This window comes from Paenibacillus sonchi (assembly GCF_016772475.1).
GTDB lineage: Bacteria > Bacillota > Bacilli > Paenibacillales > Paenibacillaceae > Paenibacillus_AQ > Paenibacillus_AQ sonchi.
The window spans coordinates 5927046-5945702 of sequence record NZ_CP068595.1; the positions used below are offsets into that span (position 1 = coordinate 5927046).

General features: G+C 53.3%; 16 protein-coding genes and 1 pseudogene. 5 read left to right on the forward strand and 12 right to left on the reverse strand.

Annotated features, from left to right (window positions below; translation table 11 throughout):
• Positions 1-13: 13 nt before the first annotated feature.
• From JI735_RS26475 to JI735_RS26485, 3 genes are all read right to left on the reverse strand, one after another.
• The gene (locus tag JI735_RS26475) at positions 14-562 is read right to left on the reverse strand and encodes a hypothetical protein (protein ID WP_039834994.1); all 549 of its coding nucleotides are present in this window, start codon (positions 560-562) and stop codon (positions 14-16) included.
• Positions 559-978 carry a MerR family transcriptional regulator gene (locus tag JI735_RS26480; RefSeq protein ID WP_039834993.1) on the reverse strand — a complete coding sequence of 140 codons (420 nt, stop codon included), beginning with the start codon at positions 976-978 and terminating at the stop codon, positions 559-561. Before JI735_RS26480 ends, JI735_RS26475 begins: the two co-directional genes overlap by 4 nt.
• Positions 979-1125: 147 nt before the next feature.
• The gene (locus JI735_RS26485; RefSeq protein ID WP_039834992.1) at positions 1126-2874 is read right to left on the reverse strand and encodes an ABC transporter ATP-binding protein; all 1749 of its coding nucleotides are present in this window, start codon (positions 2872-2874) and stop codon (positions 1126-1128) included.
• Positions 2875-2987: 113 nt separating this feature from the next.
• Between JI735_RS26485 and JI735_RS26490 the strand changes: the two genes are divergently transcribed.
• Positions 2988-3503: a hypothetical protein gene (locus tag JI735_RS26490; RefSeq protein WP_020430793.1), complete on the forward strand. Its 516-nt coding sequence runs from the start codon at positions 2988-2990 to the stop codon at positions 3501-3503.
• Positions 3504-3588: 85 nt separating this feature from the next.
• Here JI735_RS26490 and JI735_RS26495 read toward each other — a convergent pair whose 3' ends face one another.
• Entirely contained in the window at positions 3589-3906 is a 318-nt protein-coding gene (locus JI735_RS26495) for a HesB/YadR/YfhF family protein (protein WP_039834991.1), read from the reverse strand.
• Between the two features lie 532 nt (positions 3907-4438).
• Here JI735_RS26495 and JI735_RS26500 point away from each other — a divergent pair.
• The 3 genes from JI735_RS26500 to JI735_RS26510 all read left to right on the forward strand — a co-directional run bounded on the left by JI735_RS26500 (position 4439) and on the right by JI735_RS26510 (position 9836).
• Positions 4439-6187, forward strand: a complete 1749-nt coding sequence (locus JI735_RS26500; protein ID WP_039834990.1) for an ABC transporter ATP-binding protein — start codon at positions 4439-4441, stop codon at positions 6185-6187.
• A gap of 108 nt (positions 6188-6295) precedes the next feature.
• Positions 6296-8386 carry an ABC transporter ATP-binding protein gene (locus JI735_RS26505; protein ID WP_202676594.1) on the forward strand — a complete coding sequence of 697 codons (2091 nt, stop codon included), beginning with the start codon at positions 6296-6298 and terminating at the stop codon, positions 8384-8386.
• A 193-nt stretch (positions 8387-8579) separates the two neighbouring features.
• Entirely contained in the window at positions 8580-9836 is a 1257-nt protein-coding gene (locus JI735_RS26510; protein WP_039834989.1) for a winged helix-turn-helix domain-containing protein, read from the forward strand.
• A gap of 130 nt (positions 9837-9966) precedes the next feature.
• Here JI735_RS26510 and JI735_RS26515 read toward each other — a convergent pair whose 3' ends face one another.
• The 8 genes from JI735_RS26515 to JI735_RS26550 all read right to left on the reverse strand — a co-directional run bounded on the left by JI735_RS26515 (position 9967) and on the right by JI735_RS26550 (position 17811).
• On the reverse strand, positions 9967-11121 hold the full coding sequence (locus JI735_RS26515; protein WP_202676595.1) for an alpha/beta fold hydrolase: 1155 nt from the start codon (positions 11119-11121) through the stop codon (positions 9967-9969).
• A 149-nt stretch (positions 11122-11270) separates the two neighbouring features.
• Positions 11271-12506 (reverse strand): sensor histidine kinase, encoded by a 1236-nt coding sequence (locus JI735_RS26520; RefSeq protein ID WP_233476073.1) that lies wholly within the window; start codon positions 12504-12506, stop codon positions 11271-11273.
• 109 nt (positions 12507-12615) lie between these two features.
• Positions 12616-13296 (reverse strand): response regulator transcription factor, encoded by a 681-nt coding sequence (locus JI735_RS26525; RefSeq protein WP_039834982.1) that lies wholly within the window; start codon positions 13294-13296, stop codon positions 12616-12618.
• A gap of 687 nt (positions 13297-13983) precedes the next feature.
• Positions 13984-14448: a hypothetical protein gene (locus JI735_RS26530; RefSeq protein ID WP_039834981.1), complete on the reverse strand. Its 465-nt coding sequence runs from the start codon at positions 14446-14448 to the stop codon at positions 13984-13986.
• Between the two features lie 40 nt (positions 14449-14488).
• Positions 14489-15199 (reverse strand): hypothetical protein, encoded by a 711-nt coding sequence (locus tag JI735_RS26535; protein WP_051051725.1) that lies wholly within the window; start codon positions 15197-15199, stop codon positions 14489-14491.
• Positions 15196-16164, reverse strand: coding sequence for an ATP-binding cassette domain-containing protein (locus tag JI735_RS26540; protein ID WP_051051724.1), 969 nt, complete (start codon positions 16162-16164; stop codon positions 15196-15198). The genes JI735_RS26535 and JI735_RS26540 overlap by 4 nt, the downstream gene beginning before the upstream one ends.
• Before the next feature lie 184 nt (positions 16165-16348).
• Positions 16349-16696, reverse strand: a complete 348-nt coding sequence (locus JI735_RS26545) for a four-helix bundle copper-binding protein (protein WP_039834980.1) — start codon at positions 16694-16696, stop codon at positions 16349-16351.
• A gap of 92 nt (positions 16697-16788) precedes the next feature.
• On the reverse strand, positions 16789-17811 hold the full coding sequence (locus tag JI735_RS26550) for a CobW family GTP-binding protein (protein WP_039834979.1): 1023 nt from the start codon (positions 17809-17811) through the stop codon (positions 16789-16791).
• A gap of 204 nt (positions 17812-18015) precedes the next feature.
• Between JI735_RS26550 and JI735_RS26555 the strand changes: the two are divergent.
• Positions 18016-18530: pseudogene (locus JI735_RS26555) on the forward strand (MogA/MoaB family molybdenum cofactor biosynthesis protein).
• Positions 18531-18657: the final 127 nt, after the last annotated feature.

Below are 18657 nucleotides of genomic sequence, written 5' to 3' on the forward strand. Positions count from 1 at the left end.
GAAAATAGTATGGTTATCCCTCGATGCTGTACTGCTTCTCCAGTTCCGACCGGAAATGGGGGTCGTAACGGATTATCCTTCCGGGTGTGCAGTCAAGCGGCTCTTTGTTGCCATGATCACTAGGATGATTTTTCCTACAACGCCGTTCTTTAACTTTTTGGACGATCTCATTATCCATGGAGGGCGGCTCCGCCTCTTCTTCAGCTGCGATCATTAGAGGAACAGCAAATGATTCGCTCCGTTCCACGCCGCCCGCCGCTATGCAGGACACAGTAAAGATAAGCTCTGCCAGTCCGGGGCTAACCGGCTGCAGCGTATACATCTCCAGCAATAGCTTGATTGGCGGATTTGAGGACTCAAGTCTAATTTGACTGTCTGCATCAATAGGGTAGACTCCCGCATCTTCAGTCCAAAAAATTCCTTTAGGAAGCTGCAGCCGCAGTGCTGCCAGCTTCACCCCGGCAAGCGGTTCGAGCTTGATCCACAGATGATTGATTCCTTCCTCATGCTCAAGGTAGGACTTGGCGAAGCGGAATTCTACCTGGAATGATTGTTCGGTCATAGCTTGTTCTCTCCTCTCAGCAGCCGGGTGACCGCTTCAATCATCTCTGACCTCTGTTCCGGCGTGATCTGCGGACTTACTGTAAGCATCACATCGTCGTTAATCACCAGCGTCTCGTGCTGCAGAATATGCTGCGGCTGGTAGAATTTTAGCCGGGCACCAAGGCCGGCAATTTCCTCAGGGGAGAGCGCTTCCAGCTTCACTTGAATATCCGCCAGGCTCTCACCGCTTTTGGATAAAGTCAGGATAGCCCGCAAATATTCCAGATGCCTGCCGGTATATACCCTTTTATTCCCCACCAGCTCCAGGGGCGGCAGCATGCCTATCTGCGTATAATACCGGACTGTCCTCAAATTCATGTCTGCATCCTCCTGCTGAAGGATATCAGCCAGTTGCTTGCCAGTATATACTTCCATCTGGTTCATCTCCTGTTATGGTTTGATTCTCCTCCACACGTTACACTTAAGTGTATTGGTTACAGTATACTGTAACAAATACTAAAATACAATATCCTTGCCGAGAAGATCAAATGGGAAAAGAATAAATAACCAGACTCCAGAATCTCAGGCATCCAGCCGCTGCACATTGAACAGCCGGGCATAACTGCCATCCAGAGCCATAAGCTCTTCATGGGTGCCACGCTCGGTTATCTCTCCGTGCTCCAGCACGACGATCTGGTCAGCATGGGTAATTGTGGACAGCCTGTGGGCCACGATTAATGTGGTCCGCTCCGAAGCCAGCGATTGCAAGGCCTGCTGAATCAAGTGCTCCGACTCCAGATCGAGCGCCGAGGTGGCTTCGTCGAGGATCAGCACCTTGGGGTCCTTCAGGAAGACCCGGGCGATGGCGACACGCTGCTTCTGTCCTCCCGACAGCTTCACTCCCCGTTCGCCAACCTCGGTGTCATACCCGTCCGGCAGCTGCATGATGAAATCATGGGCATTGGCGGCCTGGGCTGCTGCGATAATCTCCGGTTCCCCCGCTTCAGGATTGCCGAACAGAATATTGTCCCGCACCGAGCCGCTGAACAGGAAATTGTCCTGCAGCACCATCCCCACCGCCCGCCGCAGGCTCTCCTGTGTCAGCGTTCTGACATCGTGACCGTCCATGCGCAGGCTGCCTTCGGTAATATCATAGAAACGCGGGATGAGGCTGATCAGTGAAGACTTCCCTCCCCCGCTCATCCCGACAAAAGCCACCGTCTGTCCCGGCCTGATACTTAGCTCGATATTTTTGAGCACCCAGTCATTTTCGTCGTTGTATTTGAACCACACCTTCTGAAACTCTATGGCTCCAGCCGGTGCCGCCAGCGGCTTTGCACCCGGCTCATCGATGATATCATACGGCTCGTTCAGGAGTTCCATCACCCGTTCCAGCGAAGCGGAAGCCTGGGTCAGCACCGTCGAGGAATTAATCAGCCGCCGGAGCGGCGCATACATCCGGTCCAGGTAGCCGAAAAAGGCCACGAAGGTCCCCAGCGACAGATTTCCGTGAATGACCTGGTATCCTCCGTATCCGATGACCAAGAGCGGCGCAATGTCCGTCAGCGTATTGATAATGGCGAACGTAAAAGCGTTCCAGCGCGTCTGGGCCATCGCTTTTTCCAGGAATTTGCCGTTGATGTCTTTGAACTGCTTCTTGTCCACCCGCTCCATCGTGAAGCTGCGGATGATCGCAATTCCCTGTATCCGCTCATGCAAATAACCTTGAATCGCCGCCAGGGCCTGGGAACGGTCTTTGGTCAGCAGCTTAAGCCGCTTGTAAAGCGTATTCACCGCAATGCCGTACAGCGGCAGAACAGCAATGGATACAAGGGCCAGCACGGGATTCAGATAGAACATAAAAGCCAGGGCGAACACCAATGTGAACATATCCAGCCAGACGTTCATCATCCCGACTTCGACGAGGTTTTTGCTCTGCTCGACATCATTGATAAACCGGGAGATCGCTTCACCGACTTTGGTATTCTGATAATAGCGGAGTGAGAGCCGCTGCAGATGTCCATACAGCCTGTTGCGCATGTCAAACAGCACTCTGCTGGTAATCAATTGCGCAAAATACTGGCGGTAATACTCCACAGGTCCCCTGATGATTACGAACAGCACAAGGGAGCCGCCGAGTACCATCATCAGCTTCGACACCCTCTCCGTGACGGAGAGGACCGGATTGTTGAGCAGATCATCGACCACATATTTCAAAATGAGCGGCAGAGTCAGCGGAATGCTGAATTTGATCATGCCTATGAACAGGGTGAGCACAATCCATTTCATATAAGGCCGTACAAAACTATAATAGGATTTCCATTGCTTCACAATATATGATATCCTTTCTCTTTACCGTGTTGATTGGGTACTGTTGACATTTGCGCTCCACAGTGTTTTTATAATTTTAAGTCCATAGGTACCCGAAATTCAGGAGGATAACGATGTCCAGACAATTTGTGACCGAAGCCGTCATGATGGCGATTTACGGCCAGCTTCTAGTTCCGCGGAGCCCCGTAGAATATATAGTGCCTTACACTACCGTGATGGAATTATACGAACTGCGGGACAGCGACGAACCTCTGATGAGCCATGCAGAGGATGACCAGCATGTGAAGCTCAAAATCCGCGAACTTATAGCCTATTTCGAGGAGCCGCTGAATTCCAAGAAAATCAACCGCTGCCTGAACATCCCCTGGGCCAAAAGCTCCGGCATTCTGCTGGGCAGCCACGCACAGATCACTATTATCAACAGTGTTGATAACGCAACTTATGGAGAGACATTCGATCCTATCGAAACAGAACTGCTCCTGGCCTCCCAGCGGGAGAAGGTGCCCATTCTGACCGATCAATTCGAGCTGATTCAGCGCATCATTGAAGGCGGAGTTCCTGTTCAGGTGTATGATATTGACGATTTTGACTTTGCGATGGAGGAAGAAACCTTCCGCAGCTCGCATTAATGCGTCAGCCGTTCATCACGCGAAAGGCGCCATACAAAAAGCCCTGCCTTGTGGCAAGGGCTTTTTGTCATGTAAGAAAACAGCTTTATTCCTTTAGCACCCCGGCTGCCGCTTCCGGCACATAGACATAGTCAATATCATCCTCGGCCTCCGAATACACAATCGACAGATTATAACCCTCCATATACCAAAGATCCTGCTCCTCCATATAAAAGACAATTCCCGCCCGCTCCGTCTGTACAGCTTGACGGCCAGGAGGTTCATTCGCAATCCCCAGCGAGAAGCCCGGATGCAGTCCGCCTCCCGAGCTGTAGCGGGGAAATAAACGGATATTTGCCCCTTCCGGCAGCGCAAGTTCCCGCTTGAACCAGGCGGCGGCCTCATTGCTGATTAACATCTCCATCTTTTTAAGCACCTCCTGTATGGTCTAATCATACTGAAAATATGGCAATATTCCAAATGATTTAAGCGGATATCATTCACCGGCTGATTTACAATCTATCCAAAATTACATTTGACAATTCTTTAGGCCGGGTGATAAACTCGGAACATAACGAAGCGTCTTCAAGTTATTACCAAAATTAATGAAAGGGGTGAGCGCGGTGTTTAACCTTGTACCTGTATATTTTTACACTATTGTCGGCAGTAATACACAACAGAATACCGAAGCAGCCCCGGCAGTGGAAACCTCCTGAGACTCTAGCGTGTTACGCGTACCGCTCTGAAATCAGGCCAGGCAACTCTCCTCCATGTCTCTGTGCTGCAGTACAGCACCGTGGACATGATAGCTGATGTTAATTACAGGCATATCATCCGTTACCGGATGGTATGCCTTTTTGTATGCTGTGACGAATTAACACTTTCATTAATCAACCGTCAAAACATGATTTGCTGACAAGCCGACAACATTTCAACACGAAAGGAAGGGATTTCCCTTGTTCTCCGTTCTCCGCAATCTCGGCTGGTTTTTCCGCCGCGAAAAGAAACGCTATGCTATTGGACTTATTTTACTGATTGTCGCAGGGGTACTGGAGCTTCTGCCTCCCCGTCTGCTGGGCAATGCCATTGATGACATTGTCAACGGTTCAATAACCGCAGGCTCGCTTATGAAGTATATCGGCTTGATTGTACTCATGCTGCTGATAATCTATTGGATCACCTACATATGGATGCACAAGCTGTTCGGAGGGTCCAACCTGGTAGAGCGTCTGCTGCGCTCCCGGTTCATGAATCATCTGATGACCATGACCCCTTCGTTCTTTGAACGCAACCGGACCGGTGACTTGATGGCCCGTGCCACCAACGATATCCGGGCTGTCTCCGCAACTGTGGGATTCGGGATGCTTACACTTGTCGATTCGACGATTTTTCTTACCGTAGTGCTGCTGGCCATGGGTTTCCTGGTCAGCTGGAAGCTGACGCTTGCCGCTGTGCTGCCGCTGCCTCTCATCGCAATCGCCATGATCTTCTACGGCAAAGCCATTCATGACCGCTATAGCCTGGCGCAGGATGCCTTCGGCGATATGAACGATCAGGTGCTGGAATCGGTATCCGGGATTCGGGTCATCCGTGCCTATGTGCAGGAACGCCTTGATGAGAAGCGTTTTGGGGAGATTACGGAGGATGTGTACCGCAAGAACATGGCTGTAGCCAAGGTCGATTCGTTCTTCGAGCCAACCATCCGGCTCTGTGTGGGACTGAGCTATGTCATTGCTCTGACTTTCGGTATTTATCTGGTCTTCCGCAATCAGATTACCCTGGGCGACCTGGTCTCCTTCAATATGTACCTCGGGATGATCGTCTGGCCGATGTTCGCCATCGGCGAGCTGATCAACATTATGCAGCGCGGCGGCGCTTCTCTGGAGCGGATCGACGAAACGCTGAATTCGAAGCCGGATGTGCAGGATGCCGCCCTGCCGGTACCAGTGGCGCAGCCGACCTCCATCGAGCTGAAGGACGTCACGTTCCGTTATCCGACCTCAACGATAGATAACCTTACCGGGGTCAGCTTTAAGCTCACCCAGGGTCAGACCCTCGGCGTGGTCGGCCGCACGGGCAGCGGTAAATCTACACTGCTTAAGCAGCTCCTGCACGAGTATCCGACCGGACGGGGCGAAATCCTCATCTCGGATGTTCCGATTGACAAGATTGCACTTGACCAGCTCCACAGCTGGATGGGTTATGTGCCGCAGGAACAGATCCTGTTCTCCAAATCGGTGCGGGAGAATATCCAGTTCGGCCACCATGGCGCCAGCGATGAGCGGATTATGAATGCAATTACAGCAGCGGCATTCCAGAACGATCTCGGCACCTTGTCCGACGGTCTGGATACCCTGGTGGGTGAACGCGGCGTGTCCCTTTCCGGGGGCCAGAAGCAGCGTGTCTCCATCTCAAGAGCTTTCATTGCCAATCCCGATATTCTGATTCTGGATGATGCGCTTTCCGCTGTTGACGCACGGACCGAAGCCAGGATTATTGAGAATATCCGTGAAGAACGGGCAGGCAAAACAACATTAATCTCCACCCACCGCCTTTCCGCTATCGAGCATGCCGACCTGATTGTCGTGCTGGATAACGGGAAGATTATCGAACGCGGCACCCATCAGGAGCTGCTGGATATGAACGGCTGGTACCGTGAGCAGTTCGACCGCCAGCAGGTGGAGAACAACCTGACCAACGACTAACCCTATCCATTAAACCAACCATTACGTGTAACTTATGCCTATCAATGCCGGTTCGGTACAAAGTGGTATCAGAAGTTACGCTTACAACACTTTCAGGAGGTGTCACCGTTGACACAGAGTACAGGCAAACGCCTGCTGCAGTATGCTTTAACTGCCAAAAAGACCTTTATCGCAGCCCTTTTGCTGCTTTCCATCGGAGTGGCGGCAGAGCTGGCAGGCCCTTTTATCGCCAAGAGCATGATCGACAATCACATGCTGGCCATCGAAAAACCATACTTCCAGACCTCCTCCTCCGAGGAAGCGGCTGAGTATAAGAACGCCTATTACAAACGCGGTGACCGCTTCGCACCGGATGAAGCCAAAGGCCAGGAAATCCGCCTGCTGCAGGCAGGAAAAAGCTTTTATATCATCAATATGCCTGTTGCCCAGCCCGAGGGGGAGCGGACCTTCCGCGAGGGAAAGCTGCATATCCAGCGCGGGGATACCGAAGCCGTCTACCCGGCGGTGAAGCTGTCGGCGGATGAGCTGTTTTCCTTCTACAAACCGGAGCTTCCCGGAATCTACGAGCTTGTAGGCTTGTACGCTTTATTCCTGGTCATCTCGATCTTTGCCGAGTTCGGCAAAACCTACTGGCTGCAATCCTCGGCCAATCAGGTCATCCGGAAGCTGCGGACCGATGTGTACGCGCATATCCAGCGGCTGCCGGTATACTTTTTTGACAATTTGCCTGCGGGCAAGGTGGTGTCCCGGGTGACGAATGATACGGAAGCGGTAAAAGATCTGTTCATCGCCGTATTATCCAATTTCAGCACCGGGATTATCAATATTATCGGCGTATATGTCGCCTTGTTCCTGCTGGATATCCGGCTCGGCCTGGTCAGTCTGTTCATCGTGCCGATTGTGATTCTCTGGATCGTGCTCTACCGCAAAATCGCCACCAAATACAACACGATTATCCGCTCGCGTCTCAGTGAGATCAATGCGATTATCAATGAATCGATTCAGGGGATGTCGATCATCCGTATTTTCCGCCGCCAGAAGCAGAGTACTGAGGAGTTCGAGAAGCTCAACGATGATTATTTGAAGTATCAGAACAAAATGCTGAATTTGAACGCCTTCACGTCCCACAATCTGGTGAACTCGCTGCGCAGCCTTTCTTTTGTGCTGGTGCTGTGGTATTTCGGCTTTGGCAGTCTGGGCGGCTCCACCTTTGTGTCACTGGGTGTGCTGTATGCGTTCGTTGATGTGCTCGGACGGATGTTCCAGCCGATTACCGGGATGGTCAACCAGCTCGCCAACCTTGACAGTTCCATGGTTTCAGCCGGACGTGTGTTTACGCTGATGGATGAACCGGGCGAACCGGTGACAGACGGAACCATGCCGCGTTACAAGGGGAATGTAGTATTCAAGGATGTCTCTTTTGCTTATAAAAAAGACTTCGTCCTGAAGGGCATCTCCTTCGAAGCGCGCCCTGGCGAAACCGTTGCCCTCGTCGGCCATACCGGCTCCGGCAAAAGCTCGATCATCAATCTGCTGTTCCGCTTCTACGATCCGCAGCGCGGAACCATTACGATTGACGGCCAGGAGGTCAAGAGCATACCGAAGCAGTGGTTGCGCAGCCACATGGGCATCGTCCTGCAGGACCCTTACCTCTTCACGGGCACCATCGCCTCCAATGTTAGCCTGGGAGACGAACGGATCTCCCGTGAACGTGTGGAGCGGGCGCTGCAGGAGGTTGGCGCCGACAAGCTGCTGGCCCATCTCCCCCATGGCTTTGATGAGCCTGTGGTGGAAAAGGGCAGCACGCTGTCGGCCGGACAGCGCCAATTGATTTCCTTTGCCAGAGCGTTGTCCTTTGATCCGGCGATACTGATCTTGGATGAAGCCACCTCCAATATCGACACCGAAACGGAGAGCCTGATTCAGGATGCGCTGGAGGTGCTCAAGAAGGGACGCACCACCTTCATCATCGCCCACCGCCTCTCCACCATCCGCAGTGCCGACCAGATCCTGGTGCTGCACCACGGGGAGATTGTGGAACGCGGCAGCCATGATGAACTGATGGCCCTCGGCGGAAGATACTTCCGCATGTATCAGCTGCAGCTTGGCGCTGGAGCAGGCGGCGGAACCGAGCTTCCGGCTCCTGCGGCGGTTCAGGTATCCGGTGCTCCCCTGCGGCCATCGGTCAAGCAAGTATAACGCAACAGCCGTTATCCCGCCCGCAGCCTGATCTTCACCGTGAAGATCTTTCTGTAAGCCGGGAATACGCGAAGGGTTATCAGCAGCTATACTCCCCCTGATGCAGGAATCAGCATCAGGGGTTTTTATTTGCTTGTGCTGAGAACATTTGTTCCGTATAATGGAAATATATTATAAGATCGGAGTGGAAAACGTGACCACTTATCGTCTCAGCAAGCGGCAAGCCCGGCTTTTCCTGCTTCAGCATCAGCGGCTCATATCCGGAGGCCTGCCCCCCGGCAAAGGGGCCATTTACGACTTCGTCCGCCATGTAGGCTGTATACAATATGATCCGCTCAGCATTGCCGGGCATAATCATGAACTTGTCCTGCAGGCGCGGATTCCCGGCTTCGTCCCGGAGCTGGCCTCGGAGCTTCTCTACAAGGACAGGCTGCTGATCGACGGCTGGGACAAAAATATGTCGATCTACTGCACGGAGGACTGGCCGTACTTTCAGCGGCGCAGAGCGATGGCGGCAGAACGCTATCAAGGGAAAGAGGCACTCGGTGCCATGGTGTCGCATGTCCGGGAAGAATTGACCCGGCGCGGTCCCCTCTCCTCGCTGGATCTGGAGAGCACTGACAAGATTGATTGGGCCTGGGCCCCGGCACGCCTATCCCGTGCTGCCATGGAGAGCATGTATTATTGGGGCGAGCTTTCTGTACATCATCGGGTCCATACACGCCGCTACTATGATTTCAGTGCGAAGCTGCTGCCTGGGCATCTGCTTGACGCTGAGGACCCTAACGTGACACCTGAACAGCACTTTGACTGGTATGTGCTGCGGAGAATCGGCAGCATCGGCCTGCAGTGGAACAAATCCGGAGACGGATGGCTTGGCATCGCAGGTCTGAAGAGCAAGGAGCGGACAGCCGCGATTGAGCGTCTGCTGCTAAGCGGCTCCCTCCGGGAGGTTCGCGTTGAAGGGGTGAAGCATCCCCTATATATGCGCACAGCGGATGCGCCCGGACTGGAAGAGATTCTGCTGCGCGGAGATACCGCTGATACAGCCGGGGCTGACACAGGTGCTGACTTCGCCGCCGCACTGGCCCCGCTCGACAACCTGCTCTGGGACAGAGAGCTGATCCGGCAATTATTCGGATTCACCTACCGCTGGGAGGTGTACAAGCCGGTTGCCGAACGGGAGTACGGCTATTATGTGCTGCCGCTGCTCTACGGGGACCGTTTCATCGCACGGTTTGAACCGGTAATGGATAAGAAGAACGGGATACTGAATATTCTGCGCTGGTGGTGGGAGCCAGGCACGGACTTAAGCGCGGAGATGATCCCCGCGCTTACAGCAGCTCTTGATTCGCTCGCAAAGTGTACGCGGGCATCGTCGGTTAGGTTCGCTCCCGGAGTGGCAGAGAGCAATGGGCTTCGGGAGCTGGAGGCGAGCCTTCAACCTTAGACTGTCCATTGAACAGGCTGGTGAAGCAGCGGGATGTCCGGACATCCAAAATATCAACCGTATTTACGCCGTTATCCCCTCCAATCAAAGCGATATCCTCCAGGATGCGCAGTCCGCGATCCTTTGCGCACTAGGGAATAGCATCCGTGTGTGCTGCCTTTCCAACGACGTCCCTGATCGCAGCGATGACCGCGTCCGGGCGTTCTAACTGCATAACGTGGCTGGAGTCGGTGAGGACCTGGTGGGTACTGTTGGAGGACCAACCGGCTTCCTCGGCTTGCATGCTGGCCCAAGCTGCTTCCGCACGATTGAACTGTTCGCGCGTGAGTCCACCTGCGGCCCGTTCGGCTTCGCTGAAAGCGCTCCAAGGCTTTCCCCTGGAGAGCACGGCCAGGGGCAGATGGCCAAGAGTGCGGAATGTGCCGGCCTCACGCAGCGAGTCTTCGAATACGGCTGCCTCCGCGAAGGCGGCTGCAAGGGATGTCGGCTGATAAGCCGTGATGGCTTTCGCCGTCTGGGACGGCAACTCCGGAACCTCGGCAGCAGGCAGCACTAGCCTCGGCAAACCGGTCCACGCCACTGCGGCGAGAGCGCGGAACGCGATTGGAATCGGATTGCTCGCTGGCTCGCCGGTGGCCTGAGCGAGACGCGCGGTCTGGTCAGGGTGCGAGGCGTCGACCAGAACCATCCCGGCGACCTCTTTTCTGTAGTATTTGGTGAACGTCATGACGTACGGGCCACCCATGGACGCACCGACTAAAATATATGGCGGTTGTTCATTTGCAGCACGCAGGACTTTGTGAAGATCTTCGGCAATCGCGTGACTGTTCCGCCGACCCTTGGCCGGATCGCTCCACATAATGCCGGCCCGGTCATAGGAGCAAACCCGCGTGAACCGGGCGACCTGTTCCTGGACGGGTTGCCATAGCGCAGAGCCGCTTGTATCTGCACCCGCCTCAAGCACGACAAGCGGTGTGCCGCGCCCCTGACAATTCAGATGGATCTGGCGGCCGCCTATGTCCACAAGCCTTCCGGGCGCCGGGAAATCCTTAATAGCCCGGCTGCGGGCCGCCTGTTCATAAATGCCGCCGGTCGAAACTAGCGCGATTCCAAGGATAGAGCCGGTGATGGTCACACGCTTTACCCAACTTCTAATAGATAAACGCATAATCTTTCCTCCCACTGTAAAAGTAATGTTTCTCCTGCTTTCTCTCCGAATGACCCCGGTCCAGCCGCGATGCACGTAGACTATGGCCGGGGTGGAGGAACCGGTTAGCTGATTCATGCAAGCTCTCTCCTTTTCATTCATCCAGAGACACTATACCCGTCTGATTTGAAATGAAGATGAACGGAGCGTTACAAAAAAACAACCGGGGGCCAGAGGGCCTCCGATTGTGATTAAATCAGATAACATAAGCAGCTATACGGTTGTTATTAGCCCTTCCTGAGCGGCAGCTTCACCGTGAAAACCGAACCCCCGCCGGGCTCTTCATCCGCCCGGATTTCCCCTTCGTGCAGCTCCACGATAAGCTTGACGATGGACAAACCCAGTCCGTTTCCGCTGACGGCGCGGTCGCGGGCTTTGTCCACTTTGTGAAACGGCTTGAAAATATCCGTCCGCTGATCCTCCGGTATTCCGATGCCGTTGTCCGTTATGCGGACGACCGCCGACCGGCCGCCGGCATAGACGCGAATGCAGACCCTTCCGCGGACCGGAGTGAATTTAATGCTGTTGCCCAGCAGATTCGTCCATACCTGGCTGAGTTGATCCTCGTCTGCACAGACGGTTACCGGCTCCAGATCCAATTCGACGGCGATCTCTTTACCGGACCATTGCGGCTCAAGCGCAATGACGGCCTTGCGGAGCTGTTCGTCAAGCCGGAAAGCTACCGGTTGCACGGGATGACGATCATGCTGCAAGGAAGAAAGCCGCAGCAGGTTTTGGCTGATCCTGGACAACCTCTCGCTTTCTTCCTCAATAATCGTCAGATAATGCATCCGGCTTTCCTCGCTCATCCGTTTCTGCTTCAATGCCTTGGCGAAGCCGGAGATGGACGTCAGCGGCGACTGGATCTCATGCGATACGTTCGCCACGAATTCCCGCCTCATCCGGTCCAGCTTGGCAAGCTCCTGCGCCATCTCGTTAAAGCTCGTGTTTAGCTGTCCGATCTCATCCTTGCGGTTCGTCCGAAGCTGCATGTCAAACTGCCCTTGAGCCATTTGCCCGGCCGCATCTCTCAGCCGAAGAAGCGGCTTCACAATTGACCGGGCGGCAGCCAGTACGAGGAAACTTCCGATCAGGAAGACGGTTAACAGCTCCGTGTTGACTTCTTTGCTCGACTGCAGCCACAATTCGTTGCTCTTCAGCATGACGAATAAGGCATACGACTGACCGTCAACCGGGAATGGAAGTCCGACCATCGGATACCGCCCTTCGTGCTCGATGTTCCTCGTCACACCGCCGGACAGCACGTGACGAATCCGTTCCGCGCCGGGAACGACAGGCTCCGACCTGTCTTCCAGCAGCGGATTGCCGGAGGCGTCGAATAGTTGAACCGCATAAATGGATATGCTGGAAACGTTGTTCATGAAAGGAATCAATTCCGTTCCAGCGGACGAACGGTAGGTCTGAATGATCTGCTTGCCGTTCGACAGCAAGCTGTTCTCCAACGTGTGGGCAAACGGTTCACGGAACAGGAGCGTAGACGCGATGGAAGCGATGATGAGACTGGCAACAATGACACCGATGAAGGTGAGGACGATGCGGGTATACAGCGATTTAATCCCGGTACACCTCCAGACGGTAGCCGAGACCGCGCAGCGTTACAATGCGGAAATCAGACTCGTGTTCGGCGAAGCGCTCCCGAAGCCGCTTAATGTGTACGTCCACGGTCCGCTCATCTCCTTCGTAATCGATGCCCCAAATCTCCGCGATCAGATGATTCCGGGTGAACAACTGCCCGGGATAACTCCCGAGCTTGTAGAGCAGTTCAAATTCTTTCATGGGCAGGGTGAGCTCCAGACCGTCCTTGTTCACCACCTGGTAGCTTTTGCGGTCCAGCCGCAGATCGCCAAGGCGTATCGTTTGAGAATAGGCGATCCGGTAACGTTTCAACAGCGCCTGGACCCGAAGCGCAAGCTCCATCGGGTCGAACGGCTTAACGAGATAATCATCGGTACCCAGCTTGAAGCCTTTAATGCGGTCCGCCGGCTCGCCTTTGGCGGTAATCATGAGCACCGGCATGTCTCCAAGCTCGCGGAGCCTGGCACACAAGGCCCATCCGTCCATTCCCGGCATCATGATATCCAGGACAACTAAGTCCGGCGGGTGGTTCTCGGCGTATTCCAGCGCTTCGGCACCGTTTCCCTTCTGTACGACTTCAATCCCTTCATCTTCGAGGTAGAGCCTCACCAGTTCACGGATATTTGCATCATCGTCTACAACCAGCACTTTGGGCATCTGCCTCCCCCCTTTCGGCCTATGCCGCCACATTTTACGACAACTGTATGAACTCAATATGAACATTAACCCCGTACTTCAGGAAATTAAGGTATATCGAATTGGTTTACACAGCAAGTCTACCATTTCGGTGAATATTCTGCGATATGGCATCGGCTTCCACTTATCAAGATGAGCCGCCATGCGTTTATTCGATGAGATGATTGGGCGGATAGCAACACGAGGCTTACGGCCGCAGGGGTTCCCCACCGCTTCAAGATCAACGGGGGCATGCGGAAGACGAATCGTTGTATCCTTCGCGATCTATCCGCAGCCGTTACGGACAGGAAAGCCCTTATTGATAGAAAATTCGTCTATTCCGCAGGACAGCGGACTGAGATGCCTTTATTTGTCCCTTTCCCCTTTATTCCAGGCTCATTCGAACGATATAACGACTCCTGAGTCCGTACCCGCTGAAAAAGCAAGATTTTTAGCAAAATAAGGGCTCCTCAGTCCGCTTCAGTCCGTTTCTGTCCGCTTCAGTCTACGGATGGAGCCCCATCCTCCTGCATCGCTAATATCCTGTGAAGCTTCCAAGATATCCACATTTTTTTACACTGTGTAGTTTCCTTTTACAATAAAAAAGCCACCCCATAAATCATTTCGAGGTGGCTTTAATCAGTGAAAGAGTATAAATAAGGGGTCCGCTCAGATTAAATTCTCTTCTTCAAGTCCCAATTTGCTGTACAGCTCGGTGCAGTAACCCTGGAGCTTAATCTCTAGCCTGCGGGCTTTATTCTTGAACCGCTTCAGTTCACGGATCATATGTGCCCTGCCGGCCGGCGTGAAGGTTTCCTGAATCCGTTCCTTGAAATAATCATGTACAATATGGTTACGCTGCTTCCATACGGCCTGCAGCTGGTTGGTTTCCTCTTCTGAAAAGGGGAAGTGATGCTGGATTTCTTTGATGAGCTGGCCGAGTGAATTGCTCAGCTTGCGCTGATACAGTTCCGCAAGATCCGCTTCTGTTGGCGTTTCCCCCTGAGACAGCTTCGTAAGCAGCAGCAGGTTGGTCAACTGCTGCTCCAGTGCCTGGCAGTAATAGACGGCCAGACCGAAATAAGCAAATAACTCTTTGGATTGTTCACTCTCCGGTACTTGCGTATCCTTCATCGTTCCTCCCGTTCCTCCTTCTTTCTTATAATTTAGTGTCTCACAAGCTTTTGCGGTCATCCATCCGGCTGGAGCGGTATAGATAAAATCCGATTAACAGCACTATATAGACCAGTGCATGCACAAAGGCTCCAATCACCCGCATTAAAGACAAGTTATCGGCATTCATCAGAACATCCATCACCGGAGCTGCCGGTGGAAGCAGAAGATGTACATAAGGACCTGGAATGATTGCGCTCATTTTGTTCGCCCCTATGGAGATTATAAGAACCGTAAGCAGAAGACCGGCGGCGTAGCTGGTTTTGGGTACCCAGGAAGCCTGAAGATACAGAGAGACAGCCGTACCTAACAGACCCAGCAGGAAATGTCCGGCAAAGGCGAGTGTCATTCTGTATAAACCTGCCGGTTCATCAAACTTTCCGGTAAACACCGGAAAGATCACAATCAGCAGGGCAAGCAGCAAGATAAACAGACCCAGGGTAAGCAGTGTACCGAGGTTATATCTCATCTTGCTCCTTGCCTGAACAATCGATACCTGCCGCTGTACCGGATGCTCGTGATTCAGAAAGCTTAGCCCCAACCAGGCAGAACCGGCAAAAAGGATAATGGCTGTGGCTGCATAGCTGTTCATTACAGGATTAGGGGTATAGGAATAGAGGATCAATACCGCAATAATCGTACCAGCTATAGGCCCGAAATACCGCTGGGAAACCGTATAGCTGCGAAGCAGATAGACCATTAACGCCCTCATTCCGCAGTTCCTCCTCTGGCCGGCTTGGGGTCCATCCATTGCTCCAGGCCACCTGCACTCAAACCGCCACAGGGTTCAACAGACACTACCGATCCTCCCGCCTTCAGCACCCGGAGAAGATAGCCATCTGCCGCTGCAGCCTCTATAGTCACTCCAAAATCGTCCCCGGAAACACCATCCGGTTCATTATGTATGTTAATAATCCCGGGCATCCCCAAAATGTCCTCTTTACATTGCTCTGAAATATTATTACAAATTATGTAAGCAGCGGGCGCAACCCGCATATTTTCTTGGCCATAGATAATCTTGACGGTTCTGCCAGCCTGCAGCACATGTACGTTGTCTGCCAAGGCTTCTACTGTCTCTGGCTCATGTATGGAGAACACCAGCGCTGTCCCCTCGCGTTTCAACTCCTGCAGCAGCCCGATCACTGTATGCTGGGCGGGAAGATCCAGACCTGACATCGGCTCGTCCAGCAGCAGCAGCTGCGGCTGTGTAAGCAGACTTTGAATCAGATTCACTTTTTGCAGCATTCCTTTGGAGAATCCGGCCATACTCTGCCTGCGGAACTCTTCCAGATGAAAGACCTCCAGCAATTCTGTCACTCTGGCTTCTGCTGCCGCAGCGGCAAGACCCGCGAGCTTGCCCATACAGAGCAAATATTGCTCGGCCGTAAATTTCAGCCCCGGAAAAGCTTCAGGGGCATATCCTATGGTTAGTCTGCGTTCATACCGCACCAATGTACCGGACGAAATCTTCGTCAATCCGGCAAGGATGGAGAGCAGTGTGCTTTTGCCGGAACCGTTCCTTCCGATCAGTGCCGTTGCCGTTCCGGACTCCACAAGCAAGGACACTTCATTCAGCACAGGACGGCGTCCATAAAACTTCGTGGCCCGGGTAAGCTCAATAAGCGGCGAAGCCTTGCCCTCATAGTGCCTCTGTGTACTGAAACCTGCAAGGGTCATCCCATTATCATCCCCTAAACGTTCTTCCTACACTTAATTCGCCGGGGCTGCAGCAATTTCCTTTTAAGATAAACAGATTGATTACTATTAAAGCAAAAAACCAGATGTCCACAGTATAAGCTGCCGGAACTTCTGGTTTTGGAATCATGCTCTTAGACAATATATAAAAGGGTTGGGTAACAAATTAAGCGTAGACTTCTACCGTATCGCTGATCAAACGGCAGGCTCTCGCAGCAGCACGGCAGGCGTTGATGCATTCCTGGCAATGAGTGTGTATATGCTTGCTGCTCTCATCGGCACAGCGTTCACAGATCTCTGCACACAGGCGGAGAATTTCTGCAACAAACGGGCTTTGCCGGGTCATGGCCTGAACAGCAAAAGAGCAGATATCCGCACATTCCCGGTCCAGTCTGATGCTTTCACGAAGCGACGCAAGATCATATTGTTTCAGGCTTGAGACGTAGCTATAGTTACAGGCGTTCATAGTTTGGATACAAGCGTCGATGCACTCCTGATATTGAATTCGGGTCATAGCCTTTAACCTCCTGCAATTTTTATAGGGTATGCCTATGTATTAACCTGCAAGATAAGGAACGAACCACTGCCTGCGGGAGGGGCACACTGCTACAAACTCCTCTTTACAACAGCCGGCCTGGCCAAAATACGCTTCTCCAGCTGGAGAAGTCGGGTCCGCAGTTCACTGGAGGAAAAGTGCTCTCCGATGAAAACCGCTACATCCGGCACATCCCCCTGAGGGGTGATTTTCATGAAATCCGCCTCTCTGTAGGCGAACTGGAATAGAAAGCGGCTGGAGGTATCACTGAACGTGACAATCCCCTTCGCGCGGTACACATCCCGTGGCAGCTCCTTCACGAACTGCTCAAATTCCTCACTGTTCACAGGACGTTTGAAATAGTGGGTATAGGCCATTACATGGTCATGGGAACCATTCACCGCAGCCCCCGCTTCACTGGAATCGCCGGCATGCGCAGCCTGCATCTCATCGTCTTCCTGGAAGCGGGCTTCGGCATGAATGCCCCCCATTCCTTCAAGCAGCGCTTCCGGCTCCAGCGCACAGCGCACCGCAGGCCGTATTTCCGCATAGGCATTCCACTTGCGCAGGATCACGGTGATCTCGTCTGCTTCCTGTGGAGTTACGCGGTCGGTTTTGTTCAGGATCAGCACCGAAGCGCAGCGGATCTGCTCCTGCATCAGCCGGTAGGTCGCTCCTTGCTGGGACCGGTACAGCCCGATAAGGTGGGCGGCATCCACGACCGTGATCAGGCCTTTCAGCTCCACCAGCTGATACAATGAGATTTCAGTAACCGCATCGACAATCTCCAGCGGGTTAGCGGCCCCGGTTGCCTCGATCACCACAACATCCGGTGACTCTTTTTTGATCAACGTAGCCAGCTCTGTGCTGAGATCGCCGCGGATAGAGCAACAGATGCAGCCCCCGAGCATTTCAGCCATCGGCACAGACTGCTCGACCAGCAGTCCGTCCAGATTCACTTCTCCCAGCTCGTTCATGACGACCGCCGGCCGGAGCCCTTGAGCTTTCCAGTGATCCAAAAGGCGCTGCAGCAAGGTGGTTTTGCCGCTTCCAAGAAATCCTGACAATATATAAACCGGCATAGCCTGTTCCATGTTTCATCTCTCCCTGCACAAAATTCCGTTATGGTAGCGAGTGTACTACAAGTGCCTTTGCGGTGCAAGGTGCCGGACAAGCAGAAGCATATCCATTATATTTTGAGATGCACAGTTGGCCTCCACTCTGCTCCCCCGGCTTGTCTTTGCCCCGGCCATCCCCTATCATGAGAAATATATCGATGCAAAAAGGAGTTGGTCCGCTTGTCATCCGTAGATGAACACCGGCGTGAAGCGCCCCAGAGTGTGGCCTGTTATGTGATTACGGTTTCGGACACCCGTACACCGGAAACCGACACCGGAGGTGCGCTGATCCGAACCATGCTTGAAGAAGCCGGATATGTAGTTGCCGGCAGTACGATTGTCAAGGACGACTATGAAGATATCCGTGAACTGGTCTATAAAAGCTCAGTCCATTCCGGCATCGAAGCCGTGCTTCTGACCGGCGGGACGGGGATATCGCCCCGGATACCACTTATGAGGCGGTGGCCTCTCTATTGGATAAAACGCTCCCCGGCTTCGGAGAGATTTTCCGGCTGCTCAGCTTCACCGAGGACATCGGCTCGGCTGCGATTCTCAGCCGGGCGATTGCCGGCACCATCGGCAGCACGGCAGTCTTCTCCATGCCCGGCTCTACCGGCGCGATCAAGCTCGCTATGGAGCGGCTGATCATCCCGGAGCTGAGGCATGTTATGCGGGAGATCTATAAGGGCTCATAATCGTTCATCTAAGATTAGATGGCCGATCTGTTCTCTCAATTAGAAGCCCAATCTAGGCGAAAGAACCAGGTGCGCTCAGAGAGCTGCACTTGGTTTTTTCGCTATTTTTGCTAGAGTCAGAAATTTA